The organism is Actinomadura rubrisoli (assembly GCF_004349215.1).
GTDB lineage: Bacteria > Actinomycetota > Actinomycetes > Streptosporangiales > Streptosporangiaceae > Spirillospora > Spirillospora rubrisoli.
Genome location: NZ_SMKU01000407.1, coordinates 1 through 7591, shown reverse-complemented (window position 1 = coordinate 7591; position 7591 = coordinate 1). Strand labels below are relative to the sequence as shown.

General features: G+C 66.4%; 8 protein-coding genes. 3 read left to right on the top strand and 5 right to left on the bottom strand.

The features are described 5' to 3' along the window. Positions 1 to 100: 100 nt before the first annotated feature. Entirely contained in the window at positions 101 to 253 is a 153-nt protein-coding gene (locus tag E1298_RS50885; protein WP_243726151.1) for a hypothetical protein, read from the top strand. Here the strand turns inward: E1298_RS50885 and E1298_RS41230 are convergent. Further along, positions 222 to 1658 carry an amino acid permease gene (locus E1298_RS41230; RefSeq protein ID WP_131902822.1) on the bottom strand — a complete coding sequence of 479 codons (1437 nt, stop codon included), beginning with the start codon at positions 1656 to 1658 and terminating at the stop codon, positions 222 to 224. The genes E1298_RS50885 and E1298_RS41230 overlap by 32 nt on opposite strands. A gap of 154 nt (positions 1659 to 1812) precedes the next feature. Between E1298_RS41230 and E1298_RS41225 the strand changes: the two genes are divergently transcribed. Next, positions 1813 to 2364, top strand: a complete 552-nt coding sequence (locus tag E1298_RS41225; protein ID WP_131902821.1) for a carboxymuconolactone decarboxylase family protein — start codon at positions 1813 to 1815, stop codon at positions 2362 to 2364. Between the two features lie 777 nt (positions 2365 to 3141). Beyond that, on the top strand, positions 3142 to 4074 hold the full coding sequence (locus E1298_RS41220) for a terpene synthase family protein (RefSeq protein ID WP_131902820.1): 933 nt from the start codon (positions 3142 to 3144) through the stop codon (positions 4072 to 4074). A 200-nt stretch (positions 4075 to 4274) separates the two neighbouring features. Here E1298_RS41220 and E1298_RS41215 read toward each other — a convergent pair whose 3' ends face one another. From E1298_RS41215 to E1298_RS49885, 4 genes are all read right to left on the bottom strand, one after another. Further along, positions 4275 to 4847 (bottom strand): hypothetical protein, encoded by a 573-nt coding sequence (locus E1298_RS41215; protein WP_131902819.1) that lies wholly within the window; start codon positions 4845 to 4847, stop codon positions 4275 to 4277. 8 nt (positions 4848 to 4855) lie between these two features. Continuing rightward, positions 4856 to 5440 (bottom strand): hypothetical protein, encoded by a 585-nt coding sequence (locus tag E1298_RS41210; RefSeq protein WP_131902818.1) that lies wholly within the window; start codon positions 5438 to 5440, stop codon positions 4856 to 4858. Between the two features lie 92 nt (positions 5441 to 5532). Then, the gene (locus E1298_RS41205) at positions 5533 to 5895 is read right to left on the bottom strand and encodes a hypothetical protein (protein ID WP_131902817.1); all 363 of its coding nucleotides are present in this window, start codon (positions 5893 to 5895) and stop codon (positions 5533 to 5535) included. Between the two features lie 9 nt (positions 5896 to 5904). Beyond that, on the bottom strand, positions 5905 to 7353 hold the full coding sequence (locus tag E1298_RS49885) for a CdiA C-terminal domain-containing protein (RefSeq protein ID WP_207945149.1): 1449 nt from the start codon (positions 7351 to 7353) through the stop codon (positions 5905 to 5907). Positions 7354 to 7591 lie beyond the last annotated feature (238 nt).

Here is a 7591-nt window from a genome sequence, read left to right as displayed (position 1 = left end):
ATAAGAGACAGCCCTGAGCCTCGTCACCGAGGAACGCACCCTGCGCGGCAGCTACCTGGGCTCCTGCGTCCCCCGCCGCGACGTCCCGCGCTTCATCGCCATGTACCGGACGGGCTCGCTGCCGGTCGACGCCCTGCTCTCCGGTCGGCTGCCCCTGGACGAGATCAATGCGGGCTTCGACCGCCTCCACACCGGCGAGGCCGTCCGCCAGGTCATCACCTTCAGCGCTTGGGGCCCCTCCGGTACGGGTTGAGCGCCGACGCCCGCCGGCTGTAGGCGAAATAGACGACGCAGCCCAGCAGGAACCACACCGCGAACCGCACCCACGTCTGCCACTGCAGGAACGTGATCAGCCAGATCGAGAAGACCACACCGATGATCGGCACGACCGGCATGCCCGGCGTCCGGAACTCGCGCGGCAGGTCGGGGCGCTTGTACCGCAGGACGATCACGGCGATGCACACCACGATGAACGCCAGCAGGATGCCGATGTTGGTCAGCTCCGCCGCCTCGGCGATCGGCAGGAACCCGGCGATCAGCGCCGACCCCGCGCCCAGGATCCAGGTGATCCGCGTCGGGACGTGCTTGGTCGGGTGGGTCTTGGCGAACCACGCGGGGAGCAGCCCGTCCCGGCTCATGGAGAACCACACCCGCGTCGCGCCCATCATGAACGTGAACAGCACCGTGAGCACGCCCAGGATCGCGCCGACCGCGATGACGGCCCCGAGCGCGTCCATCCCCACCGAGTCGAACGCCGACGAGAACGCCGCGTCGGGGTCGATGTCCCGGTAGTCGACCATGCCCGTCAGCACCAGGCACGCCAGCACGTACAGCACCATCGAGATCGCCAGCGAGTAGATGATCGCCTTCGGCATGTGCTTGCGCGCGTCCCGCGACTCCTCGGCCGCCGTGGACATCGCGTCGTACCCGAACACCGCGAAGAAGACGGTCGCCGCGCCGGTGAACGCCCCGGACCACCCGAACGGCAGGAACGGCGAGTAGTTCCCACTGTTGATCTTGAAGACGCCGACCACGATGACCAGCAGGACGATCCCGACCTTCAGGTACACCAGCGCCGTCTCGAACCGGGCCGCGCTCTTCATCCCCAGGTTCAGCACGTACGCGATCAGCAGGCACAGCAGCACCGCGAACAGGTTGACCTTGTAGCTGCCGTCCGCGACGCCCTTCGGCTCGGTGCCGGGCGCGCCGCTCATCCACAGCGGCAGGTCCACGTCCAGGAACCCGAGGAGGTCGTTGAAGTAGCCCGATATCCCGATCGCGACCACCGCCACGATCGCGGTGTACTCCAGCAGCAGGTCCCATCCGATCGCCCACCCGGCGAACTCGCCGAGCACCGCGTACCCGTAGGTGTAGGCGGACCCCGCGCGCGGGATGAGCCCGGCGAACTCGGCGTACGAGAACGCCGCCGCCGCGCTCGCGATCCCCGCGACGAGGAACGAGATCAGCACGGCGGGCCCGGCCTTCTCGTTCGCCACGGCCCCCGCCAGCGAGAAGATCCCGGCACCGATGATCCCGCCGACGCCGATCGCCGTGAGCTGCCACAGCCCCAGCGTCCGCGTCAGCCCGGACGACGCGGACTCGTCCTCGATCTGCTCGATCGGCTTGCGACGGAGCATCCCGTACAAGACCGAGCCCATACCTCCACCTCCCGACGCGGGCCCCGCACCGTTGCGGGCCACCGGGAGACTCTGCCCACGAATCGATGGCCGAACAAGGCCATCGAGATCACGATTCAGGCAAACTCCAGCCGTGCAGCACCACAGTGTGCCAATCGACCTCCGGGAGGAACCAGTGCCGCACATCGACCTCGAAAACGACGCCCCCGGCATCTTTTCGCTGTTCGCCTACCGCCCCGAGACCGCCGGCCCGATGACCGAACTCGCCGAGACGTTACTGCGGGGACCGAGCACTTTGAGCCGCGGCGAGCGCGAGCTGATCGCCACCTACGTCTCCGACCTCAACGGCTGCGAGTTCTGCGCCTCGTCCCACGCGGCCTTCGCGGCGGCCCAACTACCCGAGGGCGGACGGCTCGCCGCCCAGTTCCGCGCCGACCCCGACGCGGCGGCGGTCTCCGGAAAGCTGAAGGCCCTGCTGCGCGTGGCGGAGGCCGTCCAGCGCGGCGGACCGCAGGTCCGCCCCGACGACATCCAGGCCGCCCGCGACGCCGGCGCCACCGATCTGGAACTGCACGACACGGTCCTCATCGCCGCCGCCTTCTGCATGTACAACCGCTACGTGGACGGCCTGGGCACGACCGTCCCCGACGACCCCGCCGCCTACGAGGCGGCAGCCGAGCTGATCGTCAACCACGGCTACACCGCCGTAACGCGCGCCAGCGGCTAGGTGCAGTGATCCGAAGAGTGGTTGATGCAGGGGATGGGGGTCATGCCGTCGAGGGCGGTGCGCAAGGCCGGCATGCCCAGGATCACCCCGATCCGGGCCGGTCTCAGCTTGCGGTCCCAACGCAAGGCGCACATCCGCACCTCCACCACACCGGAGGTCTTCGCTATTGATCAAGCACCCGGCCCGCATCAACAGCGTTCGCGATCATTACAGCTGGCTATGACAACGTTCCGGACGATAGAGAGATCCCTTACCATCCGCCTTCCAAGGTGTCGGCACGCGCCCTACTCGATCGCCGCGGAGAAAGAATGGCAGTCGACACCTGGAGCCGGCGTGCGGGTCGCGGAGGAGGCGCCGGTTCGGCGATGGATTGGACGAGTGCGCGACACGCCCGCAAAGCGCGACATGCCGGATTCGGCGATGCCTTGACGGCCAGTCGTATCTGAGGAGTACTGGAAGCGGGCGCCACCCAGCAGACCGTTTCCAATGGCAGACCACCCTGAGTCGCGGGAAGCCAGGAGGCGGTTCCACAACGACAGAGAAGGCAGGCCGTGGGCAGTTGCCGACGCGCGTTCCTGTCGGGGAGGGCCAGCGGCTCCCGGTGTCGGCCAACCGGCGTTACGCCGCGGTCGCCTTCCGTTTCAATATACGTCTTTTGCTCAGGAGAAAACTATGACACCAGCTCGGGGTATCGCGGACGGCCTGGAATTGGTGGACAGCCGCGGAGAACCGTTGCACACCAGTGGGCCATGGACCTTGGATACCGCGCTACGACACGTGGAGTTCGGTTGCCCCTGGACGATCAAGGGGGAGCACCCTCAGCTCGACCTGGTCCGGCAGCGTGCCCTCGAATGGATGGAACGGTTCGGGCTGGCCCCTGACATCCGGCTCAACGAGGAGCAGTACCGCCGCTGGCTGCTGGCCGAAAGCGCGGCCTGGTGGCACCCGGACGCCGACGCGGACCGCCTGCAGATCGCGGCCGACTACCTGGGCTGGGTGTTCACCCCGTTCGACGACGTCTTCGACGGCCCGGTGGGCAAGGACGTCGCGTCCGCCGCCAGGATGTGCGAGGAGATGGCCGCCTGCCTGACGCTGCCCGACGGCGAGACCCCGCGGTCCCGGACGCCGCGGGTACAGGCGTTCTCGGACCTGTGGCAGCGCAGCCGCCGAGGCCGGTCGCGGGACTGGCGGGACCGGGCGGCCACGCACTGGCGGGACTACCTCGCCGCGCAGATCGCCGAGGTCACGAACCGGGTCTACGGCCGGACCAGCACGCTGTGCCAGCTGGTGATCATCAAGTGCGTGTTCCCGATCTTCGACATGCTGGAGGTGGTGCACGACTTCGAGGCCCCTGCGCCTGCGTGGCACACGCCCCTGCTGCATGAGATCCGCCAGTGCTGCGCGGAGATCATCACCTGTACCAACGATCTGGTGTCGGCGGACAAGGAGGCCGCGGCCGGGGACGGCCGCAACAACCTGCTGCTGATCGCCGAGAACGTGGACGGCCTGACCAGGCCGCAGGCATTCGAGCGGCTGCGGGACATGGTCCACGAGCGCTATCTGCGACTACGGCGTCTCGAACCACAGATCCGCGACTTCGACGAGATCCTCAGCCCCACCGAGCGGGGCGACCTCAGGCGGTACATCGACTGCCTGCACAACATCGTGAGCGGCGATAACCGGTGGGAGCACGTCAGCGGCCGGTACTGAGCCCCCATGACCTTTCGCCCTCGGTCGGCTTACAACGGAGCAGGCGAACTCCTGTCACCCTGCTCCAGCCCTCACGGTCACGGGTCGTAAGCGTCCACCACTTCTGCCAGCCCGAAAACAAGCACCAAGGACCGAGCGCCGTCTCCCTTCAACTCCTCAAAAACTCTCTCCGCCACCGCCTTAAATGCTCATCCCTATTGCTATCGGGTTGGCTTAATACTCTGGAGAAGGCCCCAAGAGAACACCACGTCGTACTCGTGATTCTGTCCTGCTTCCGCATCATGCAGACCGAACTCTTCAAAAGGAGGCCAGGCGTCACCCTCCTCCAAGGGGCCGAACCACTCCGCTATCTCGTCCTTGGTGTACTTCCATGGCTCAAGCGCCGAGGGATCCGACGGTTTCTCCGGAGCCTGATCAGGAGGACGTACGAAGCGGGCGTCGGTGCAGATCCCCGCATCATTGGCGGTGACCTGGAAAACAAGCCCAGGCCACGTCCCGAAGGTGCGGCGGACCACCGTGGCGACCTCACCGTCCCGACGCCGCACCACGGTCATGCCCTCCCCAAGAATCTCGATCAGCTCCTCCACCTGCCCAGGAGCCAATTGGGTGGCCGCACTGACGGCCTGCCTCGTTACTTCGGACTCGGCAACGGACACTCCGAGCCGATCGAGAGCACGCTCGGACATGCTTTCCTCGCAGGCCATCGTGCGGAGCACATAGACTTCAAAATCTTGTGCGTTGAGCCCACCATCTCCCTTCGTCGAGGGATCCACAGTCGGCATCAAACACGACCGCCGTTCGATTTTGTTGCTAGCTGGATACTCTGAAGGAGTCTCCAGGAGAAGACCACATCGTATTCGTCGGTGTCTCCTTCGGGATTCACATGACGAAGGGTGGAGGACTCGTAGGGAGGCCAGAGCTCCTCCTCCTCTAGGCGGCCGAACCGTGCCTCGACTTCCTCTTTGATGACGCTCCACGGCCGGAGGTCGGCGGGTTCGGAGACGTCCGGCGCCGTGTGCTCGGGCGCGCGAGAAAAGCGCTCGTCCCAGACCCGCCCATCCGGATTTCCGTAAATGTCGAGCAGGAATTCTTGCCAGAGCGGAAGCCGGAATGAACGCACCGGGCACGTTCGGCCGTGAATCTCGCGGACGCCTTCGGCGACCGGCGGACCGAGGATCCGGGTCTTCTCCTCAAAGGCGGTCGGCCGCACAGCGAAATTCTCCTGATCGACCAGACAATAAGAATGCGCCAACCTAGCACTGTCGACGCCTGCCCGTCGAAGCGCGTCGTCAACATGCTCAAGCGGCGCGTCCCTCATCGTATAGAGGATGTAAAGCTCATAATCGAGCAACGTGATATCAACCATGACCTTTCGCCCTCGGTCTGCTCGATCGGCTTACAACGGAGCGTCCGCCCAAGACCGAGGCTACCCCCCACCTGATGCTGCAGCCCTCGCGATCACGGATCGTAAGTGTCCACCGCCTCCGCTAGGCCGAAAACGAGCACCAAGGCCCGCGAGCCGTCCCCCTTCAACCCCTCAAAGACCCTCTCCGCCACCGCCTTCTCCCGCGCCCGATCGCGGTCATAAGACCGGAATGTCACAACCACCGGATAGCGAGAGAACGCGATGCCCATATCATCCTCGAACTCATGCGAGAGCTCGATCTCTACGGCAACCCGATCAACCTCCCCCGCATAAGAAATCCCGCCGTCCCCCGAACCAACAGGCCGAACCTCACGCCCCGCCGCCGCCGCAACATCAGCGACAAGCCGCTCCTCCGGCCCAACCTTTCCAACAAAAATCTGGTAGTAACTGCTCATCGTCTCCCCTCAAGGCCAAGTGATATCATAGCCGTCGCCCAATATCCGAATCGAATCCATTCGGTTCGGGTTGTGTCTCAAGAATTTGTTCAGGCCCTCCTGCGCCAACTCCTCCGTCAAGCCGCTGCCGCGGCCGTCGATGATCGCGGTCCGCGCCTGCCCTTTTGCGGAATTCAACGCGTTCTTGACCGTGTTGGCGCGCGCGCCGACGCTGAGGCTCTTGAACTCGGTCGGAATGCCGTCGACTGTGGCATCTGGTCTGCGCACGCCAGGGGTCGTCGATTCCGGTAGGGCCTGGACGTGACTCCCTTCCGAGTTCAGGAGCTCAGCAATCCTTCTCTCCGCGTCATTGAATGTCTTCTCCGACTCATCGATCGGTCGTGGCTCTCTGGCGTTATTTTCGGGAGTGCTTTCATGCTTTGGGTGGGGAGCGCCGCCCTCACCTGCCAAGTTGGGGGTTGGTGGGGGTGTTTTCGGGGCTTCCGCTGCTGCTTCTTTTAGGGAGCGGGCGCCTTGGCTCGGTTCGGGGGCTTGGCGGCGGCGGAGGGTGGTGGTGAGGCGGGACGCGGCGCCGCTGCCGGAGCCGGTGCCCAGGGTGGCGACGGCGATGATGATGGACGGGACGGCTTCGCCGAGCGCGTGGGCGGGGTCGTGTTTCCAGTCGTCCCAGTTGACGGCCGCCTTCGCGAAGCCGGCGGGGTGCTGGACGCCTTGGATGAGGCTCTTGAGCTGGCCGATCGGGCCGCGGTTCATCCAGCTGTCGTTGGCGGCGACGAAGTAGACGGGGGCCGTGGTCGGGTTGCTGGCCAGGGCGCTCAACCCGAGGTCCTTGGTGCCCTTCCAGAGTCCGGGGAGGAAGTGGTGGCGGTAGAGGTTCCACCCCGTGCCGAGGAAGCCTTTGCGCGCGGAGAGGGCGGCCTGTGCGGCGTTGGCCGCGTTCTGGACGAGTTGTTGCTGGTCGGCCTTGAGGAGCTCGTCGCGGCGGCGGTCCACTTCGGCCTTGTGGGACGCGATGCGGGTTCCGGCGCGGGTGATGGTCTGGCCGGGGGCCGTGCTGAGGCCGAGGCCGCCGAGGATCTGGGAGAGGGCTCTGCCTGTGTCTTGCCAGGCGCGGCCGGCGCGAGCGAGTTCGGTGCTCAGGCGGGTGAGTGCTTCTGGGGAGCCACTGCGGACGCCGTCCGGACGGGGGGTGCCGCGTGGAGGGCCGGCGATGTACGGGTCCCCGAGGCGGGGGGCTTCCTCGGCCGCGAGGCGGCGTACCGAGTCGTAGGCGGAGTAGAAGGCGGACCGGACGTCCTGGTGCCCGTATCCCAGGGCTGTGTGGAGCTGGTCCGCGCCCGGGCCGACCAGGGCTCCCTCCGCGAGGAGGGTGTACGCGGGTTTCAGTGCGGGGCCGTGCTCTTCGGCGAGCTGCTTGACACGCTGCAGTTGCGCCGCCGCCTGTGCCGCACGGCTCATCGGGCCCCCGTCTGGTCGGCGTTCTACGGGCACGTCCGGCCTCGCGGGGAAAGGCCGACGACCAGTGGTGAGCCTAGACCGTGGCGGTGCGGGGTGGCCAGCAAGATCTTCGGCGTTGGGGCGACGGCCGCGCGGGTGAGGTCAGGAGAGGACGTGGTTGGTGAGGAGGTGTTCGAAGTCTGTTTCGAAGCGTTCGTAGTGGGAGCGGAGGGTGGGGCCCGGCCAGTCGGGGGGGAGG

Coding starts and splice junctions, on each gene's coding strand:
- E1298_RS50885 (WP_243726151.1), top strand. CDS start 101: ATGTACCGGACGGGCTCGCTGCCGGTCGACGCCCTGCTCTCCGGTCGG.
- E1298_RS41230 (WP_131902822.1), bottom strand. CDS start 1,658: ATGGGCTCGGTCTTGTACGGGATGCTCCGTCGCAAGCCGATCGAGCAG.
- E1298_RS41210 (WP_131902818.1), bottom strand. CDS start 5,440: ATGGTTGATATCACGTTGCTCGATTATGAGCTTTACATCCTCTATACG.
- E1298_RS41205 (WP_131902817.1), bottom strand. CDS start 5,895: ATGAGCAGTTACTACCAGATTTTTGTTGGAAAGGTTGGGCCGGAGGAG.
- E1298_RS49885 (WP_207945149.1), bottom strand. CDS start 7,353: ATGAGCCGTGCGGCACAGGCGGCGGCGCAACTGCAGCGTGTCAAGCAG.